The organism is Nocardia jiangxiensis NBRC 101359 (assembly GCF_000308615.1).
Classification (GTDB): domain Bacteria; phylum Actinomycetota; class Actinomycetes; order Mycobacteriales; family Mycobacteriaceae; genus Nocardia; species Nocardia jiangxiensis.
On the sequence record NZ_BAGB01000045.1, the window covers coordinates 1 to 19,433 of the forward strand.

A 19,433-nucleotide genomic window follows, 5' to 3' on the forward strand; every position below is an offset into this window, starting at 1 on the left:
GGGTTAGGGCTGAGTCGGTGTGGCGGGGGTGAGCGGAAATGTTCGCCCCTGCTTTGCTGTGGCGGGGAGTAGGTAGCGGGTGTTCGCCTCCGCAGGCTCCGGCGGGGGTAGGTGAGGGGCTGGCGGCCTCCGCAAGCTCCGGCGGGAGTAGGTCTGTATTTTTGGCCTCCGCTTCGCTCCGGCGGGTTTTCGGCGTTGTAAGGCTCGTCGTTCAGCCCTCGAGACTCGGCCTTCGGCCATGCGCTTCGAGGGCTGAACGACGAGCCCGCGCCGAAAACCTTGGAGTTGGCCTTGCTGAGCCTTTCGCTTCGCGGGCGACTACCAGCGGGACGGAGACGCTTCGCCGCTGGGCACGCGGGAGGTGGCGGGGTGGGCTCGGTCCCTCACGTGGGAGGGGGCTCGCCTGCGGCATCGGGGATGCGGTGGCTCCGGGGGGTTAGAAGAGGGTGTGGCCTATTGTGTGCCAGCCGAGTACGGAATCTACTGCCAGGCCGCAGAATACGACGGCCAGGTAGTTGTTCGACTGTAGGAACAGGCGGAGGGGTTTGACCGATTCTCCGCGGCGGACGCCGGAGTACAGCTGGTGGGCCATGAGTAGGAACCAGGCACCTGCTACCAGGGCTACGGCTGCGTAGATGACGCCGGTCGCGGGGATCAGGGCCAGGGTGGCCAGGACGGTGAGCCAGGTGTAGATCACGATCTGTTTCGTGACGGCCTTCTCGGTGGCGACCACCGGCAGCATGGGGACTCCGGCGGCGCGGTAGTCCTCCTTGTAGCGCATGGCCAGGGCCCAGGTGTGTGGCGGCGTCCAGAAGAAGATCACCAGGAACAGCACTACTGCGGGCCAGCCGATCGTGCCGGTCACTGCCGACCAACCCACCAGCACCGGCATACATCCGGCCGCGCCGCCCCAGACCACGTTCTGTGCAGTGCGGCGCTTGAGGCCGAGGGTGTACACGAAGACGTAGAACAGGATCGTCGCGACGACCAGCAGGCCGGACAGCAGGTTCGCCTGCCACCACAGCCAGGCGAACGAGCCCGCGCCCAGCGTGACGCCGAAGACGAACGCGTTGCGCGTCGGCACCGCCTCGCGCGCCAGCGGGCGCTTCGAGGTCCGCTTCATGACCTTGTCGATGTCGGCGTCGGCCACACAGTTGAGGGTGTTCGCGCTCGCCGCGCCCATCCAGCCGCCGAACAGCGTCGCCAGGATCAGCCCGATGTCGACATGACCCCGATGCGCCAACAGCATCGTCGGGATCGTCGCGACCAACAACAGTTCGATGACGCGCGGTTTGGTCAGCGCGATGTAGGCCAGCACGCGTCGGGTGAACGCCGACAAAGGCCCGGTACCGGTGACTCGATCAGCGAGCACCGTCCCGGAGGAACCATGCGCGCCACCCGGCTGTTGCCCAATCCGCACTGTTTCTCCTCGCAGGTGGTGCTCGATCCGGTCACGGAACTCCAGCGCGCCCGGCTCGGCGGTATTACCCTGGACCAGGGCACACCACCGGCGGCGCGGCCGACTACTACACAAGATGGTAGACCCAGCCGTGATGCGCTCCGGCACCGCCCGCCGCGAATCATGCCCGGCCGCAGGCACGCCACGGCCACGAGACATCGCCGTCATCGCGGCGATCGCCCTCGCGCCGCAGTCGATTCGGACACGAACGCCGATCCAGCAGGGTTCCTGCCACACGCCGACACGCGGCCTCTAGGGTGGTGGGCACAACAGCCCGAACCCGCCGCTCAAGCAGACGAGAACGTCAGGAGAACTCCGGTCGTGTCAGTCACAGACGACATCCGCTCCCTCACCCAGCCGAACCACCCGGACGACTGGACCGAACTGGACACCAAGGCCGTCGACACGGTCCGCGTGCTCGCCGCGGATGCTGTGCAGCAGGCCGGAAATGGCCACCCCGGCACCGCGATGAGCCTCGCGCCGCTGGCGTACACGCTGTACCAGCGCGTCATGCGCCTGGACCCCAGCGATCCCGAATGGGTCGGCCGCGACCGGTTCGTCCTGTCCTGCGGACACTCCAGCCTCACCCAGTACATCCAGCTGTACCTGGCCGGCTTCGGACTCGAACTCGTCGACCTCGAGCACCTGCGCAAGTGGGGTTCGCTGACCCCGGGTCACCCGGAGTACCGGCACACCGCGGGCATCGAGATCACCACCGGCCCGCTGGGCCAGGGTCTGGCCTCCGCGGTCGGCATGGCGATGGCCGCACGCCGTGAGCGCGGCCTGTTCGATCCGGCCGCCGCCACCGGCGCCAGCCCGTTCGACCACTTCGTCTACGTCATCGCCTCCGACGGCGACATCGAAGAAGGCGTCACCGCCGAGGCGTCCTCGCTGGCGGGCACCCAGCAGCTGGGCAACCTGGTCGTGATCTACGACGACAACAAGATCTCCATCGAGGACGACACCACCATCGCCCTGTCCGAGGACACCGCCGCGCGCTACCGCGCCTACGGCTGGCACGTGCAGGTCGTCGAGGGCGGCGAGAACGTCGCGGGGATCGAGGCCGCGATCGAGGCCGCCAGGGCCGTCACCGATCAGCCCTCGTTCATCCTGCTGCGCACCATCATCGGCTACCCGGCCCCCACCAAGATGAACACCGGCTCCGCGCACGGCGCGGCCCTGGGCGCCGAAGAGGTCGCGGGCACCAAGCGGGCCCTGGGCTTCGACCCGGACAAGTCCTTCGACGTGGACGACGCGGTCATCGGCCACACCCGCAACAACGCCGCCGACCGCGCCAAGGCCGCCCGCGCCGCCTGGCAGGACTCCTTCGACGCCTGGGCGCAGGCCAACCCGGAGAACAAGGCGCTGTTCGACCGCCTGCAGGCCCGGCGGCTGCCCGAGGGCTGGGTCGAGACTCTGCCGTCCTGGGACGCCGACCCGAAGGGCACCTCCACCCGCAAGGCGTCGGGCAAGTCGCTCGCGGCCCTCGCGCCGGTGCTGCCCGAACTGTGGGGCGGTTCGGCCGACCTGGCCGAATCCAACAACACCACGATGCCCGAGACGCCGAGCTTCGGCCCGCAGTCGATCTCGACCGGGATGTGGAAGGCCGACCCGTACGGCCGCACCCTGCACTTCGGTGTGCGCGAGCACGCGATGGGCGCGATCCTCAACGGCATCGCCCTGCACGGGCCGACCCGCCCGTACGGCGGCACCTTCCTGGTGTTCTCCGACTACATGCGTCCCGCGGTGCGCCTGGCCGCGCTGATGCGCGTTCCGGCGATCTACGTGTGGACGCACGACTCCATCGGCCTGGGCGAGGACGGCCCCACCCATCAGCCGATCGAGCACCTCGCCGCGCTGCGCGCCATCCCCGGTCTGAACGTCGTGCGCCCCGGTGACGCGAACGAGACCGCGCACGCCTGGCGGACCATCCTCGAACTGGACAGCGCCGAGCGGCACTCGCACTTCACCCCCGCCGACGGCGCGCACATCGACGGCCCGTCCGCGCTGGCGCTGACCCGTCAGGACGTCCCGGTGCTCGAGGGCACCAGCTACGAAGGCGTCCGGCGCGGCGGCTACGTGCTGGCCGAATCCTCCACGGGCACACCGCAGGCCATCCTCATCGCGACCGGTTCGGAAGTTCAGCTCGCGGTCGAGGCGCGGACTAGGCTGGAGGCGCAGGGCATCGGCACCCGCGTGGTGTCCATGCCGTGTGTTGAGTGGTTCGACGCGCAGGACAAGACCTACCGCGACCAGGTACTGCCGCCGGAGGTCAAGGCCCGCGTCACCGTCGAGGCCGGAATCGCGATGCCGTGGCACCGGTTCTCGGGTGACGCCGGTGAGAACGTCTCGATCGAGCACTTCGGTGCCTCGGCCGACTACAAGACTCTGTTCCGCGAGTTCGGCATCACCGCCGACGCCGTGGTCGAGGCCGCTCAGCGTTCACTCGACAAGGTGAAGGGATAAGCGCAGTGACACAGAATGAGAACCTCGCCGCACTGTCCGCAGCGGGTGTGTCGGTGTGGCTCGACGATCTGTCACGGGACCGCATCCGGTCCGGTAACCTCGCCGACCTCATCGCCACCCGCAGCGTCGTCGGCGTCACCACCAATCCGACCATCTTCCAGGGCGCCCTGAGCAAGGGCAACGCGTACGACGACCAGGTCAAGGAGCTCGCGGCTCGCGGCGCGGACGTCGATTCCGCGATCCGCACCATCACCACCGACGACGTCCGCGCGGCCTGCGACTTGTTCGCCTCGACCTTCGAGGCCAGCGGCGGCGTCGACGGCCGGGTCTCCATCGAGGTCGACCCGCGCCTGGCCTTCGACACCGACCAGACCGTCGCGCAGGCGATCGAGCTGTGGAAGATCGTCGACCGGCCCAACCTGCTGATCAAGATCCCCGCGACCGAACCGGGCCTGCCCGCGATCACGAAGGTCATCGCCGAGGGCATCAGCGTCAACGTGACGCTCATCTTCTCGGTGCAGCGCTACATCAGCGTGATGGGCGCGTATCTGGACGGTCTGCGCAATGCGAAGATCGCCGGACACGATCTGGCCAAGATCCATTCCGTCGCTTCGTTCTTCGTCTCCCGCGTGGACTCCGAGATCGACAAGCGACTGGAGACCATCGGCACCCCCGAGGCGCTGGAGTTGCGCGGCAAGGCCGGAATCGCCAACGCGCGCTTGGCCTATGCCGCCTATCAGGACGTCTTCGACGGTGGCAAGCACACCTCGACCTTCGCGCATCTGGCCGCCTCGGGCGGCGCGAACGCACAGCGCCCCCTGTGGGCGTCCACAGGCGTGAAGAACCCGGACTACCCGGACACCATGTACATCACCGAACTCGTCGGCCCGAACACGGTGAACACCCTGCCGGAGAAGACCCTCGAGGCCTTCGCCGACCACGGCACCCTCGACGGTGACGCGGTCTCCGGCAAGGGCGCCGAGGCGCAGGAGATCTTCGACAAGCTCACCGTCGCCGGCGTCGACCTCGCCGACGTGTTCGACGTGCTCGAGCGCGAGGGCGTGGACAAGTTCGAGAAGTCCTGGGAGGAACTGCTCACCGCCACCACCGCCGAACTCGACGGGAACCGGTAGCACCGGTGGCCGGCCAGGAGACGACGGCCGTGCCGGGAAATCCGCTGCGCGAAGAGCGCGACAAGCGGCTGCCCCGGATCGCGGGTCCGTGCAGCATGGTGATCTTCGGTGTCACCGGTGACCTCTCACGCAAGAAACTCATGCCGGCCATCTACGATCTGGCGAACCGGGGGCTGCTGCCCCCGGGTTTCGCTCTGGTCGGCTTCGCCCGCCGCGACTACAAGGACGAGGATTTCGCCGAAGTCGTCCTGGACGCGGTGAAGGCGCATTCCCGCACCCCCTTCCGTCAGGAGGTGTGGGAGCAGCTGGCCGAGGGCATCCGCTTCGTCCAGGGCACGTTCGAGGACGACGCGGCCTTCTCCCAGCTCGCGACGACCCTCGCCCGGCTCGACCAGGAACGCGGCACGGGCGGCAATCACGCGTTCTACCTGTCGATTCCGCCCAACGCCTTCCCGCAGGTGCTCAAGCAGCTCTCCCGCACCGGCCTGGCCAAGGCCCAGGACCCGGGTCCGGGCAGGCCGCAGCCGTGGCGGCGAGTGGTCATCGAGAAGCCGTTCGGGCACGACCTGGAGAGCGCGAAGGAACTCAACGCGCTGGTCAACGAGGTGTTCCCGGAGGAGACGGTCTTCCGGATCGACCACTACCTCGGCAAGGAGACGGTGCAGAACCTGTTGGCGCTACGTTTCGCCAACGAACTGTTCGAGCCGATCTGGAACTCCAGCTACGTCGACCACGTGCAGATCACGATGGCCGAGGACATCGGATTGGGCGGGCGCGCAGGCTATTACGACGGTATCGGCGCGGCCCGCGACGTCATCCAGAACCATCTGCTGCAGCTCATGGCGCTGACCGCGATGGAGGATCCGATCAGCTTCCACCCGCGTCAGCTGCAGATCGAGAAGATCAAGGTGCTGCAGGCCGCGAAGCTGGTCGAACCGCTGGACGAGACCACCGCCCGCGGTCAGTACGCGGAGGGCTGGCAGGGCAGCGAGCACGTCGTCGGACTGCTCGACGAGGAGGGTTTCGACCCGCAGTCCAGCACCGAGACCTATGCGGCGATCACCCTGAACGTGGAGACCCGGCGCTGGGCGGGTGTGCCGTTCTACCTGCGCACCGGAAAACGCCTGGGCCGCAGGGTGACCGAGATCGCGGTGGTGTTCAAACGCGCGCCGCATCTGCCGTTCGACCAGACCATGACCGAGGAACTCGGGCAGAACGCGCTGGTGGTGCGGGTGCAGCCGGACGAGGGCATCACGCTGCGATTCGGGTCCAAGGTGCCCGGGTCGAGTATGGAAGTGCGCGACGTCAACATGGACTTCAGCTACGGCGAGGCGTTCACCGAATCCTCGCCGGAGGCGTACGAGCGGCTCATCCTGGACATGCTGCTGGGTGTGCCGTCGCTGTTCCCGGTCAACGAGGAGGTCGAATTGTCCTGGCGCATCCTCGATCCCGTGCTCGAGCGCTGGGCCGCGGACGGCAAACCCGAACCGTACGAGTCGGGCACCTGGGGTCCGTCCTCGGCCGATGAGATGCTCGCGCGCAGCGGGCGGGAATGGCGGCGTCCGTGATCGTCGACATGCCGGACACCGACACCCAGGCGGTCAACAAGCGTCTGATCAAACTGCGCGAGACCAGCGGCGTGGTGACCATGGGCCGGGTGCTCACGCTGGTGGTGTGCACGCTGGACAGCTCCGAGGCCGAGGACGCCATCGCCGCGGCCAACGACGCCAGCCGCGAACACCCCTGTCGCGTCATCGTGCTCGCCCGCGGGGACCGGTTCGCCGAGACCAAGCTGGACGCGCAGATCCGCGTCGGCGGTGATGCGGGCGCGGCCGAGGTGATAGTGCTCCGGCTGCAGGGTGAGCTGGTCAATCACGAATCCAGCATGGTGATCCCGTTCCTGCTGGCCGATACGCCGGTGGTGGCGTGGTGGCCGCGCGGGGCCCCGCAGTTCCCGTCGCAGGATTCGGTGGGGCGCTTGGCGATTCGGCGGATCACCGACTCCACCTTCGCCGCGGACCCGCAGGCCGCGATCAAGGGCCGGCTGCAGTCCTACGCCGACGGCGACACCGATCTGGCCTGGAGCCGGGTGACGTTCTGGCGCGCGCTGCTGGCCTCCGCGCTGGACGAGCCGCCGTTCGACCCCGTCGAATCGGTGACGGTGTCCGGCCTGCAGGAGGAGCCCGCGCTGGACATCCTGGCCGGATGGCTGGCCGCGCGGCTGGGCTGCCCGGTGCACCGCCGCATCGGTGAGCTGCGGGTGGAGTTGCACCGGCCGAGCGTGTCGATCGCGATCTCGCGGCCGCAGACCGGTCGCACCGCGACGCTGACCCGCACCGGCGAGCCCGGTCAGCGGTTCGCGCTGGCCCGTCGGGAGACCAACGACTGCCTGGCCGAGGAGCTGCGCCGCCTGGACTCCGACGAGACCTACGCCGAGGCCCTCGCGGGTATCGAGAAGGTCATCTACGAGTAGGTTTCCTTGCCCGGATCTGTTGCGGCACATGCGGTCTCGCAACAGTTCCGGGCGTCACCCACAACCGGAACCGAGAGGTGATCGATGACCGAACCGACCGTCGAAGTCCACGCGAGCACCGAGGATCTGGTGGCAGCCGCCGCGGCGCGTTTCGTGGCCGTGGTGACCGCGGCGCAGGCCGAACGAGGTGTCGCCTCGGTCGTGCTGACCGGTGGCGGCACCGGAATCGGGCTGCTCGAGGTGGTCCGCAAGGCCCCGGGCGGGATCGATTGGTCACGCCTGGAGGTGTTCTGGGGCGACGACCGGTTCGTCCCGGCGGGCGATGCGGAGCGCAACGATCTGCAGGCCCGCCAGGCCCTGCTCGATCATGTGCCGCTGGATCCCTCGCGGGTGCATCCGATGGCGGCCTCGGACGGCGAATATCCGGATCCGGTGGAGGCAGCGGCCGAGTACTCGGCGACCGTGCACGCCCACCTGACCGAATACGGCGCCTTCGATCTGCATCTGCTCGGCATGGGCGGTGAGGGACACGTCAATTCGCTGTTCCCGCACACCGATGCGGTCCGCGAGGAGCACGAACTCGTTGTGGCGGTGACGAATTCACCCAAACCGCCGCCGGTGCGCATCACCCTGACCCTGCCCGCGGTGCACCGCACCCGCCACGTCGTCCTGGTCGTCGGCGGCGCCGCGAAGGCCGAGGCGGTCGCCGCGGCCGTATCCGGCGCGAACCCGGTCGATATTCCGTCGGCCGGGGCCATCGGATCCGAGACGACCACCTGGTTGCTCGACGAGCCCGCCGCGGCGAATCTGCCGCGCTGATCGTCCGCTCCTATCGGGCGGGTGCGGTCCACCCCTACAGTGGCGACCACACCCGCCCGATTTCGTTCGCCGACAACGGCATTCGCTCTCCCCCGCACCGCATCGACTGTTGCCTGCCGACTCGACAGCCCGAGCGCGCTCCGTCTCAGCTGTGCGCCGGATCGAGGGCCTTCAGGTGACGAGTGAGGAATTCGTTCACCGCGTCGGTGCACTCCCATTGCACGAGATGTCCTGCGCCCGGGATCATTTCGACCGCGCGCAGGTCCGGCACGTTGGCGCGCAGCGTGGCCAGCGGGTCGCGACCGCTGAAACCCTCCATATCCGGGTCGTTCTCGCCGTAGAGGAAGTAGGCGGGCACCGGCACAGCGGTCGGCAGGTCGGCGGTCAGCTCCCAGTTGCGGTCCAGGGCGCGGTACCAGTTCAGGCCGCCGGTGAATCCGGTGCGCTCGAATTCCGCTACCTGGGCATCGAATTCGGCCTCGGACAACCACGACCACGGCAGGGCGGGAGCCTGCGGCAGTGCGTCGAGATAGCCGATGCCCGGCGGATTCTTCCAGGTGTCCAGGTAGTGGTAGTCGCCGCTGAGCGAGTAGTACACGCGGGCCAGGAATTCGCGCGGACGCGCGGCCAGTTCGGCGTCGGCGACGCCGGGTGCCTGGAAGTAGGACAGATGCAGGAAATGCTTTTCCGCGGCCCTGGTCCAGAACGCCGACGGCGGCCTGGGCGGACGCGGCGCGTACGGATTGTTCAGCACGAACACCGCCGCGACACGCTCGGGGGCGCGCAGGGACAGTTCCCACACCAGTTGCGCGCCGAAGTCCAGGCCGACGAAGACCGCGTGCTCGGCGCCGATGTCGTCCAGCAGACCGAGCAGATCACCGGCGACGGCCTGATTCGTGGTGGCCTCGGGCCACTCGGGGGCCTCGGTTCGGCCGTATCCGCGCAGGTCGGGGGCGATGGCATGGTATCCGGCCGCGGCCAGTGCCTCGAGCTGCCGTCGCCACACCGACCAGCCGTGCGGGAATCCGTGACAGAAGATCACCGGATATCCGGCGCCCTGCTCCGCGATGTGCATCCGGATTCCGTTGGTCTCCACCTGCCGATGTGTCGGCTCCACTCCGCCTCCATAACTAGAACGTGTTCTCATCTCAAGGTAGTGTCCTGAAGTCGTGAACGGAATACTCGCCGGAAAGGTCGCGGTCGTCACCGGTGCCAGCCGCGGCATCGGCAAGGGCATCGCACTGGAACTGGGCGCCGCGGGCGCGACGGTCTATCTCACCGGCCGATCTGCCACACCGGGCCGCCTGCCGGGCACCGTGGCGCAGACCGCGGCGGAGATCGGCGAACTCGGCGGCATCGGGGTGCCCTACGTGTGCGACCACGCCGCCGACGATGCGGTGCAGGCGCTGTTCGACAAGGTCCGCTCCGACGACGGCCGCCTCGACGTGCTGGTCAACAACGTCTACAACGCCCCCGCCTCCTCGCGCTGGCTGGGCCGCCCGTTCTGGGAGGTGCCCCCGCAGGCGTGGGACGAGAGTTTCGACATCGGCGTCCGGTCCCACTACGTGGCAAGCGTTTTCGCCGCGCCGGCGCTGATCGAATCGGGCGGCCTGATCGTGAACATCTCCTCCCCCGGCGCGGAGCACTACACCCACAACACCGTGTACGGCGTCGCGAAGTGCGCGGTGGACCGGCTCACCGCCGATATGGCCCACGATCTGGCCGATACCGATGTCACCGCGGTCTCGCTGTGGCCGGGCATCGTGAATACCGAACTGCTGCAGATGGTTCCGGCCGACGCGCAGGGCCGCCGGATGATCACGCTGCCCGGCGAGGGCACCTTCGACCTGAACGAAGCCGAGACGCCGCGTTTCCCGGGACGCGCCGTCGTCGCCCTCGCCGCCGATCCGGACCGTCGCGCCCGCACCGGAAAACCCTGGCGGGTACGCGATCTCGCCGACGCCTACGGTTTCACCGATGTCGACGGTCGGATCCCGCGGCTGGGCTGAAATTCCGCCCCGCACTTGACCTCCGACGCGGCGTCGGCTTAATCTGGCCCGCATGACTGCCGGGTCGGCTTCCAGCCGCGCACAGACAGGATTCCCGGCCGCGAAGTGATCGCGGCGCGGGCCAGAGGCCCGCCCTCCGAACGCGTCCCGTTGTACTTCCAGGGACTGCGAGAGGAGGTGAATCACATGTCCCACGAACCAGTTTCGCCATCGGAATGGGCGGCGTTCCGCGCCGCCCACACCCCGGGTGACGCACTCGCGGCGACCGTCGTCTCGGTTGTGCCGTTCGGTGCGTTCCTCGAGGTGGCTCCGGGCATCCACGGCCTGCTGCACACGCAGGAGTGGCGGGGCGAGCCGCAGGTCGGCGCCACCCTGAACGTCCGGATCCGGCAGCTCGACGACGAGAACCGCCGTCTGAGCCTGGCCCAGGCGTAGCAGTGCGGGTGTGGGGCCGGGATCCGTCCGGCCCCACACTTGTTCAGCGTAGAACCCGCTTCCCGCTGCTCGATCGGTGACCGGACCGCGTTCCCCGGGTGGTCCGATCGCATCCCGGTCCTGCGTCAGGATGAGAATTCCGCAGCCCGGGGTTACAGCTGAGGTGAATCCTGTGTCAGCGTTGCTCGATGCCGAACTCCACATCGCCGGATCGACCATCCTGTGGCGTGAGGTGGTCGGCAACGGTTTCGGCCTCGCCTCCGCGATCGGCGGGATGCGTCGGCGGGTGTGGGCCTGGCCGGTCGGGATCGCCGGGAACGCGCTGCTGTTCACCGTCTTCGTCGGGGGCGTGTTCAATACCCCGCAACACCTGAACATGGCCGGTCAGGCCGGACGACAGCTGATGTTCATCGCGGTCAGCGGCTACGGCTGGTGGGGGTGGTATCGGCATTCCCGGCGAGAAACCGGCCTCGAGCACCGCGCCGTGGTGCCGCGCTGGGCGAGCACCCGCGAACGCTGGATTCTGGTCGCCGCGATGATTCTGGGCACCCTGGCCTGCACGAAGCTGTTCGCCTGGCTCGGATCGTACGGACCGTGGGCCGAGGCGTGGATCTTCACCGGCTCGTTCCTGGCCACCTACGGTATGGCCCGTGGACTCGCCGAATTCTGGCTGCTGTGGATCGCGGTCGACCTGGTCGGTGTGCCGCTGCTGCTGCGGGCCGGGTACTACCCGTCGGCGGTGCTGTATCTCGTCTACGCGGGATTCGTGGCCTGGGGTTTCGCGGTGTGGGTGCGCACCATGCGCCGGGACGCGACCGTCGCGCCCGATACCCGGGCCCGCGAACCGCTGGGGATGTCGGAGTGAGCACCCGGCACGGTCACGCGATGTCGATGAAGCGCTGCACCGATCGCGGCGGGGCGGGTTTGGCACGCCAGACCAGATAGAGCCGGGACGGTGGCGCGTCCGGGACGTCCAGATACGTCACGCCCGGATGCGGTGCGCGGGTGCGAGCGAGTTCGGGTACCGCGCCGATGCCACGGCCGGCGGCGATCAGTTCGATCCACTCGTCGAAATTCGTGCAGGTGACGATCTCGCGACCGGAATCGTCCGCGGGCCAGGATGTTTCGTCGGTCGTTCCGGAGATCGTGTTGACCACGAGCGGATGCCCGGCCAGATCCTGCCAGCGCGGTGTGGCCCGCACCAGCGGCGAATCGGCCGCCACCGCCAGCACCCGGCGCTCGGTGGCGATCAACCGGGCCGCCGTCGTCGACGGGAGCCGAATATTCTTGCGGTACAGGGCGATATCGATCGCGCCCGAGGTCAAGGCCGCGATCGGATCATCGACGCGATGGATGGCCAACCGGCCGCCGATCTCCTCGAACCGGGTGCGAGCGGCGGCGAACCAGGTGTCGGGCAGCAACCAGGCGAAGCCGACGGCCACGGCCGCCCGTATCCGCAGATCGGCGCACACCGCGTCCACATCCGCGATGATGCGCCGCGCATGATCCGCCAATTCCGTTCCCTCCGAGGTCAATTCGAAGTGCCGGGAGCTGCGTTCGAGTAGCCGGGTGTCCAGGATGCGCTCGAGCTGCTGCATGGTGCGGGTGAGCGAGGGCTGGGTGATGTGCAACCGGGCGGCCGCGCGGGTGAAGTTCCGCTCCTCGCACAGCGCGAGGTAGGCACGCAGATGACGCAGCTCCAGATCCATGCGTCCAGCGTATACATCGTGCACAGGAAGCATTTCACAACCGTCGCATGAGGCAATAACGTCGCACGGTGTGACCACTGTTCTGACCAGCCGACCGGCCGTGAGCCCGTTGCGCGCCGCCGCCGGACTCGCCGCGGCCATGGGCGTCGGCCGATTCGTCTACACACCCCTGATGCCGGTGATGATCTCCGCGGGCCGCATCGACGCACGCGCGGGCGCGACCATCGCCGCGGCCAACTACGCGGGTTATCTGATCGGCGCGGTCCTGCTGGCACGCCGTCCCGATCTCAACGGCCGCACCGCATTTCGCACCGCGGCCGCCACACTGATACTCAGCGAGGCGCTCATGGCCTGGCCCGCGCCCGCCGCGGTGGCGGCCGTGCTGCGGCTGATCGCGGGCATCGCCAGCGCGGTGCTGTTCATCGGGTGCGCGAGTGTCGCGGCCGGGCACGAGAATCGCAGGCGCGCAGCGGGAATCGCATTCGGTGGCATCGGCGGCGGCATCGCGCTGACCGGCCTGCTCGCCATGGCGGCCGGGACCGCCGTGCCCTGGCAGGTGATGTGGCTGGGCACCGCAGCTCTGACGGCGCTGCTGCTCGCCCCCGCGCTACGGCTCGAGGTCCGGCCCGCGACCCGCGCCGCCGCTGCCGCCGCGCGATCCGTGCGAGCCTGGCGGCTGTTGCAGGGCACCTATTTCCTCGAGGGCCTGGGCTACATCGTCATCGGCACATTCCTGGTGGCCGCACTGCAATCCCCGGGACATCGATCGCTCGGCACCGCGATGTGGGTGGTGGTCGGCGTCGCCGCGGCACCCGCGACCCTGCTGTGGGATCTGATCGCCCGCCGCTGGTTCCCCGAGATCGCGCTGGTCCTCGCGCTGGCACTGCAATGCGTCTCGGCGATTCTGCCCGCCGCGTCCACCGGCATGGTGTCCGCGCTGATCTCCGCGGCGCTGTTCGGGGCGACGTTCACCGGAATCACCATGCTCGCGATCGAGGTGGGCGGCGAACTGACCGGCCCCGGCGCCGCCGCCACGCTCACCGCGGGCTACGGCCTGGGCCAGGTCCTCGGTCCATTGGTGGTGACGCCGGCGCTGGGCGACGGATACGGGACGGCCTTCGCGATCGCCGCGGTCATACTCGCCGTGGCGACCGCCGGGGCACTGCGGATCAAGCGAACTTGATCTCCAGGCCGATGCCCAGAATGGCGATCAGCCAGATCAGACCGGTGAAGATGGTGATGCGGTCGAGGTTCTTCTCGACGACGGTGGATCCGGACAGGCTCGACTGCACACCGCCGCCGAACAGGTTGGACAGGCCCCCGCCCTTCGCGCGGTGCAGCAGCACCAACAACACCAGCAACACACTGGTGATCACCAGGAGGATATCCAGGAACATGCGCATGCCCGACAGTTTATGCGCAACCCCGCAATACCCCCGCATCAGGTGATCCCCCGCACGGTCGACGACCCGATTCACACCCGCCCGACGCCACCGTGCCGGTCGACGACGGCTGCCCGGTCCGGGCCACAGGGCATCAGGAGTCGCGCTCGGCACGCCTGTTCGGTTGCCGGGCGACACCTGTCCTCGCCGGTACCATCGCGGCATGTCGGCCCCAGCGCGATCGCAGTCCCCCCGCCGAACAGGCCGAGCGGCCAGACTCTTGTGGACTCCGGTCATTCTCGTGTGCGGACTCCTGGCGGCCTGTTCGAGCGGATCCGGACCCGCACCGACGCCGATGGGGCACACCTACATCTCCACCGGAGTGCAGGGAACACCGATTCCGGGCGGCGGCCCCCTCACGCTGAGCTTCCAGGACGGCCGGGTCTCGGCCGATTCGGGATGTAACAGCGGCAGCGGACCGGTGACCTTCGACGGGTCCGTGCTGCGGGTCTCGCGGATGGCGACGACCATGATGGCCTGTGTCGGCGACAAATCGGGTGCGGACGGCTGGCAGACCGCGCTGTTGCAGTCCGCGCCGAAGTGGTCGCTGTCGGGCAGCACGCTGACTCTCACCGGTCACGACGTCACGGTCACCCTGCGGGACAAGCGCGTGCTGCATCCGGATCTGCCGTTGACCGGCACCGCGTGGGTCGTCACGACATTGCTCCGGCAGGAGGGGCAGGTCCGATCGCAAGCCTTGGACGCCGCGCGGCCCACCCTCACCATCGCCGCCGACGGCCAGGTCTCCGGCAGCGCCGGATGCAACCGGATGACCGGGACCGCCGAGATCTCCGGCTCGAACGTCACCTTCCATCTCGGCACCACCCGGATGATGTGCGCGCCCGATGTCATGCAGGTCGAACAGCAGGTGCTCGAAGCCCTCACCGGCGCGACCGAGGCCACCGTCGATTCGGACACCCTGACCATCCGCAACCGGGCGAACGACACCGGCCTGATCCTGCGCTCCGAGTGAAACCGGCACCCGGCGACCTGCCGAAGGGCAGCATGGGACGGTGATCAACGAACGGGAAGCAGAGCTCGATCGACGATTCCGCGCGGCAGTGGCAGCCGCGCGGCCCGGATCTCCCCGCGCCGCAACCGAATCCGTCCTACCGGGCAGCCCGTACACCGCGGGGGCGGTGCTGGAACTGTTCGAAGCGCAGGCCATCAGCCGACAGCTGGATCTGGCGGCCCGCGCACTCACCGCCGCCGGGCACGGGTACTACAGCATCGGATCGTCGGGGCACGAGGGCAATGCCGCACTCGCCGCGGTGCTGCGCCCCACCGATCCCGCACTGCTGCACTACCGTTCGGGTGCGTTCTTCGTCCACCGATGCCGCCGGATCGGCGGCACCGATCCCATCCGGGACGTACTGCTGGGCGTGGTCGCCGCGGCCGCGGATCCGATCTCGGGCGGACGACACAAGGTGTTCGGCAGTAAGGCCGCCGCCATTCTGCCGCAGACCTCGACCATCGCCTCACATCTGCCACGGGCGGTCGGGCTGGCGTTCGCGCTGGACCGGGCCACTCGGCTGGGCAGGTTCACGCCCTGGCCGTCCGATGCGGTGGTGCTGTGCACGTTCGGTGACGCATCGGCGAATCATTCGACCGCGGCCGGGGCGATCAACACCGCCGTGCACACCGCCCATCTGCAAGTACCGATGCCGGTGCTGTTCGTCTGCGAGGACAACGGGATCGGCCTGAGCGTGCCCACTCCCCCGGACTGGATCGCCCGCGCCTACGGAACCCGGCCCGGCCTGCGATATTTCGAGGTCGACGGTTCCGATACGCTTGCGGCGCTGACGATCTCGGCCGAGGCCGCGAACTGGGTGCGGGAGAATCGGCTCCCGGCCTTCCTGCGCCTGCGCACCACCCGGCTGCTCGGCCACGCGGGCTCGGACGTGGAGTCCGCGTATCGCCGGGCGGGCGATATGGCCGAGGAGTTGCGCCGCGACCCGGTCACCGCCACCGCGCGCCTGCTGGTCTCCTCGGGCAGTATCGGCGCGCCGGAACTCCTCGCCCGCTACGACGCCATCGCCACCGAGGTCGCGGCCGTCGCCGCACAGGTCACCGGTGAGCCGACGCTCGACTCCGCCGCCGCGGTCATCGCACCCCTCGCACCGGCCCACCCGGACCTCGTCCGCGCCGATGCGGTGCGCACCGAGCCACTGCCCGAATCCGCACCGCCGCCGGGAGTCCGCGTCTTCGACGCCCGCAAGCACGCACCGGCCGACTCCACGAAGCCGGATCGCGTCGGCGATGCCGACGACGCGGAACAGTCCTCTGAACATGCTGTGCCAGTGGAGAATTCACCCGAGGAAAAGCCGCTCACGACGCTCGCGCAGTCGATCAACCACACCCTGGCGCAGCTGCTCGAACGCGATGGCGACCTGCTCGTGTTCGGCGAGGACGTCGGCCGCAAGGGCGGGGTTTACGGGGTGACGAAAGGTCTGCAACGCCGATTCGGCGCGCGGCGAGTCTTCGATACGCTGCTGGACGAGCAGAGCATCCTGGGCACCGCACTCGGCGCCGGCCCGGCCGGATTCGTGCCGATTCCGGAAATCCAATATCTGGCCTATCTACACAATGCGCTCGACCAGATCCGGGGCGAGGCCGCCACCCAGCAGTTCTTCTCGGCCGGGCAGTACCGCAATCCGATGGTGGTGCGGATCGCCTCCTACGCCTATCAGAAGGGTTTCGGCGGACATTTCCACAACGACAATTCCGTGGCGGCCCTGCGGGACATCCCCGGAGTGGTGATCGCCTCCCCCGCCCGCCCCGACGACGCCGCGGCCATGCTGCGCACCTGCGTCGCCGCGGCCCGGGTCGACGGCCGGGTCTGCGTCTTCCTCGAGCCGATCGCCCTCTACCACACCCGCGACCTGCACGAATCCGGCGACGACGGCTGGCTCGCCACCCCGGAACAGGAATCGATCGATATCGGCCGCGCCCGAATCCACGGCGACGGAACCGATCTCACCATCGTCACCTTCGCCAACGGCCTGCGCATGAGCCTGCGCGCCGCACAACGCCTGTCCCAGCGCGGAATTCACGCCCGAGTCCTGGACCTGCGCTGGCTGGCGCCACTGCCCGTCGAAGACATCCTGCACCACGCCCGCGCCACCGGCCGGGTCCTCGTCGCCGATGAGACCCGCCGCACCGGCGGCATCTCCGAATCGGTCTGCACCGCCCTGATCGACGCCGGATTCACCGGTTCGATCGCCCGGGTCACCAGCGCGGACAGCTTCGTCCCGCTGGGCCCGGCCACCGCACACGTCCTGCTGGACGAGGCGACCATCGAAGACGCCGCCAGCTCACTGGTCACCGCTTCTTGATGAGGTAGCAGCCGAACGTGCGCGGTCATGGAGCCGACAGCGACCTGCCGTCAGCGTCGGGTGACCGTGGTGGGCAGGGCGGTGAAACCGCGGTTGTTCGAGGAGTGGATGCGGCGCAGTCCGGCCGGGTCCACCTCGAAGTCGGCGATGCGGGACACCATCTCCTGCAACGCGATACGCAATTCCAGCAGCCCGAGATTCGACCCCAGACAGTGGTGTCGGCCACTGCCGAAAGCCACCGCGTCGCCCGTATCGCGATCCAGATCGAACCGGTCCGGATTCTCGAACACCCGCGGATCGCGATTCGCCGAACCGCTCAACAGCAGAATCCGCGCGTCGGCGGGAATCTGCACCCCGTGCAACTCCACCGGCTCGGTGGTGGTCCGCAGAATCACCTGGTTCGACGGGTCGTACCGCATCGCCTCATCGATCCAGTCCTCGATCCGGCCAGCCGGTGACTGCGATCCGACACCCAACGCGAGGCGCCGCTGATCGGGATGCTGCCAGGCCGCGTGCCACAGATTGCCCAGGGTCAGCATGGCCGTCTCGATACCCGCCCCGACCAGCAGGATCACCACGCCGACGATCTCCTCCGGGGTGAGCCGGTCGTCACCGTCGGCTGCGCCGAGCAGGGCCGAGAGCAGATCGTCACCGCGGTTCGCGGCCCGTTCGATGGTCAACTCGGTGTAATAACCGACCAGGGCGCCGATCGCCTGCATGGCCTCGGGCCGCAGATCGGTGGACTCCTCCTCGGTGTACATGATCTCCATGCCGAGCTTGCGGACCATTGCCCGATCCGCCTCGGGCACTCCCACCAACTCGGAGATCACCTCGGTCGGGTAGGGTCCGGCGAAATCGGCCATCAGGTCGAAACTGCCGCCTTCGAGCAGCGGTTCGAGCAGACCGCCCGCGATCTCCCGCAGCCGCGGCTCGAGGGACTGCACGCGGTGCTGGGTGAACGCCCGCACCACCAGCCCGCGCATCCGTGTGTGCTTCGGCGGATCCATCGCCACGAAGGAGAAGAACCGCTCCGCCTGCGGCCCCCAGAACGCGGGCTCCATCCGAAGTCCGTTCGCGCTGGAGAAACGGTCCGAATCGCGCAGGGCTGCCAAGACGTCCGCGTGCCGGGACAACGCCCAGAAATCGTCCGTCTCGTTGCGGAACACCGGCGCCTGCTCGCGCAGCCGTTCGTAATACGGATACGGATCGTCGTGGACGTCGAAATCGTATGGGCTGTACTGCAACTGCATGAGGGAGCCTTCCGGACGGTGCGGCACAGCCGCTACCGGTTCACTATCCGAGCTGACATGATCACAGTAGTCGACAGGAAAGAGGACGTCGTGAACTCCGAAATCGCACCTGCCGGGATCGATGTCACCACGCCACATCCGGCCCGCCGCTACGACTACTGGCTCGGTGGCAAGAACAATTTCGAGGCCGATCGGGAATCGGCCGAACTCGTCGCCGAGGCATTTCCGACGATCCGCTTCGCCTGCCTGGAGAATCGCAAATTCCTGCGCCGTGCGGTCACCTATCTCACCGAGGAGGCCGGAATCCGGCAGTTCCTGGACATCGGTGCCGGGCTGCCCACCGCGGGCAACGTCCACGAGATCGCTCAGGCCATCGCGCCGGAGTCCCGCATCGTCTACGTGGACAACGACCCGATCGTGCTGATCCACGCGCGCACGCTGCTGGACAGCTCACCCGAGGGCGCCACCGCCTACCTCGATGCCGATGTGCGCGATCCGGCGAAAATCCTGTCCCATCCGGATCTGCTGTCCACCTTGGACCTGAGCCAACCCGTCGCGCTGATGCTGGTCGCGGTCATGCATTTCATCACCGACGAGGAGAAGCCGCAGGAACTGGTCCGGCAGCTGTGCGCGGCACTGCCGCCCGGCAGCTACCTGGTGATGACGCACGCCACCGACGACCACCTCACCCAGGAGGATCTGACCGAGACCCGCGAGGCCAACGAGCGCAGCGGGATCCCGTTCCGGTTACGTTCCAGCGCCGAATTCGAAAGTTTCTTCACCGGCCTGGATCTGGTGCCGCCCGGGATCGGCTCGGTGATGACATGGCGTCCGGAAACCTGGCGCGCGCACCCCCGGCCCGAGGCCGTCTCCATGCTCAGCGCGGTCGCGCGCATCGAGTAG

Annotated in this window: 17 protein-coding genes; 12 read left to right on the top strand and 5 right to left on the bottom strand. The window is 68.5% G+C overall.

Features of this window, described 5'->3' with window-relative positions; translation table 11 throughout:
- Positions 1-436: 436 nt before the first annotated feature.
- Positions 437-1,420: a heme o synthase gene (locus ON40_RS19140; protein WP_040824930.1), complete on the bottom strand. Its 984-nt coding sequence runs from the start codon at positions 1,418-1,420 to the stop codon at positions 437-439.
- 360 nt (positions 1,421-1,780) lie between these two features.
- Here ON40_RS19140 and tkt point away from each other — a divergent pair, with 360 nt between their 5' ends.
- The 5 genes from tkt to pgl all read left to right on the top strand — a co-directional run bounded on the left by tkt (position 1,781) and on the right by pgl (position 8,350).
- Entirely contained in the window at positions 1,781-3,925 is a 2,145-nt protein-coding gene (gene tkt / locus ON40_RS19145; protein WP_040824931.1) for a transketolase, read from the top strand.
- 5 nt (positions 3,926-3,930) lie between these two features.
- Complete coding sequence (gene tal, locus ON40_RS19150; protein WP_040824932.1) at positions 3,931-5,058, top strand: transaldolase; 1,128 nt, start codon at positions 3,931-3,933, stop codon at positions 5,056-5,058.
- 95 nt (positions 5,059-5,153) lie between these two features.
- Positions 5,154-6,626 (top strand): glucose-6-phosphate dehydrogenase, encoded by a 1,473-nt coding sequence (zwf, locus tag ON40_RS19155; protein ID WP_218008821.1) that lies wholly within the window; start codon positions 5,154-5,156, stop codon positions 6,624-6,626.
- The gene (gene opcA, locus ON40_RS19160; RefSeq protein ID WP_174435052.1) at positions 6,623-7,531 is read left to right on the top strand and encodes a glucose-6-phosphate dehydrogenase assembly protein OpcA; all 909 of its coding nucleotides are present in this window, start codon (positions 6,623-6,625) and stop codon (positions 7,529-7,531) included. Before zwf ends, opcA begins: the two co-directional genes overlap by 4 nt.
- An 84-nt stretch (positions 7,532-7,615) precedes the next feature.
- Entirely contained in the window at positions 7,616-8,350 is a 735-nt protein-coding gene (gene pgl / locus ON40_RS19165; protein WP_040824935.1) for a 6-phosphogluconolactonase, read from the top strand.
- A gap of 145 nt (positions 8,351-8,495) precedes the next feature.
- Here pgl and ON40_RS19170 read toward each other — a convergent pair whose 3' ends face one another.
- A complete protein-coding gene (locus ON40_RS19170; RefSeq protein WP_051193301.1) occupies positions 8,496-9,497 on the bottom strand; it encodes an alpha/beta fold hydrolase in 1,002 nt (333 codons plus the stop codon).
- Between the two features lie 22 nt (positions 9,498-9,519).
- On the opposite strand from ON40_RS19170, the gene ON40_RS19175 reads away from it, so the two are divergent.
- The 3 genes from ON40_RS19175 (at position 9,520) to pnuC (ending at position 11,659) form a co-directional block, all read left to right on the top strand.
- On the top strand, positions 9,520-10,359 hold the full coding sequence (locus ON40_RS19175) for an SDR family NAD(P)-dependent oxidoreductase (RefSeq protein ID WP_040824937.1): 840 nt from the start codon (positions 9,520-9,522) through the stop codon (positions 10,357-10,359).
- Positions 10,360-10,545: 186 nt separating this feature from the next.
- Positions 10,546-10,794: a S1 RNA-binding domain-containing protein gene (locus tag ON40_RS19180; RefSeq protein WP_040824987.1), complete on the top strand. Its 249-nt coding sequence runs from the start codon at positions 10,546-10,548 to the stop codon at positions 10,792-10,794.
- Positions 10,795-10,957: 163 nt separating this feature from the next.
- Positions 10,958-11,659 carry a nicotinamide riboside transporter PnuC gene (gene pnuC / locus ON40_RS19185; RefSeq protein ID WP_040824938.1) on the top strand — a complete coding sequence of 234 codons (702 nt, stop codon included), beginning with the start codon at positions 10,958-10,960 and terminating at the stop codon, positions 11,657-11,659.
- Between the two features lie 13 nt (positions 11,660-11,672).
- On the opposite strand, the gene ON40_RS19190 is transcribed toward pnuC, so the two are convergent.
- The gene (locus tag ON40_RS19190; RefSeq protein WP_040824939.1) at positions 11,673-12,503 is read right to left on the bottom strand and encodes a LysR family transcriptional regulator; all 831 of its coding nucleotides are present in this window, start codon (positions 12,501-12,503) and stop codon (positions 11,673-11,675) included.
- Between the two features lie 70 nt (positions 12,504-12,573).
- Between ON40_RS19190 and ON40_RS19195 the strand changes: the two genes are divergently transcribed.
- Positions 12,574-13,686, top strand: a complete 1,113-nt coding sequence (locus ON40_RS19195; RefSeq protein ID WP_245567889.1) for a YbfB/YjiJ family MFS transporter — start codon at positions 12,574-12,576, stop codon at positions 13,684-13,686.
- Here the strand turns inward: ON40_RS19195 and secG are convergent.
- On the bottom strand, positions 13,673-13,906 hold the full coding sequence (gene secG / locus ON40_RS19200; RefSeq protein WP_040824989.1) for a preprotein translocase subunit SecG: 234 nt from the start codon (positions 13,904-13,906) through the stop codon (positions 13,673-13,675). The two genes, ON40_RS19195 and secG, sit on opposite strands and share 14 nt — an antisense overlap.
- 280 nt (positions 13,907-14,186) lie before the next feature.
- Between secG and ON40_RS19205 the strand changes: the two genes are divergently transcribed.
- Positions 14,187-14,918: an META domain-containing protein gene (locus ON40_RS19205; protein ID WP_245567890.1), complete on the top strand. Its 732-nt coding sequence runs from the start codon at positions 14,187-14,189 to the stop codon at positions 14,916-14,918.
- 40 nt (positions 14,919-14,958) lie between these two features.
- Complete coding sequence (locus ON40_RS19210; protein WP_040824941.1) at positions 14,959-17,280, top strand: thiamine pyrophosphate-dependent enzyme; 2,322 nt, start codon at positions 14,959-14,961, stop codon at positions 17,278-17,280.
- A gap of 50 nt (positions 17,281-17,330) precedes the next feature.
- Here the strand turns inward: ON40_RS19210 and ON40_RS19215 are convergent, their stop codons facing one another.
- Positions 17,331-18,530, bottom strand: a complete 1,200-nt coding sequence (locus ON40_RS19215; protein WP_040824942.1) for a cytochrome P450 — start codon at positions 18,528-18,530, stop codon at positions 17,331-17,333.
- A gap of 90 nt (positions 18,531-18,620) precedes the next feature.
- On the opposite strand from ON40_RS19215, the gene ON40_RS19220 reads away from it, so the two are divergent.
- Positions 18,621-19,433, top strand: a complete 813-nt coding sequence (locus ON40_RS19220) for an SAM-dependent methyltransferase (protein WP_040824943.1) — start codon at positions 18,621-18,623, stop codon at positions 19,431-19,433.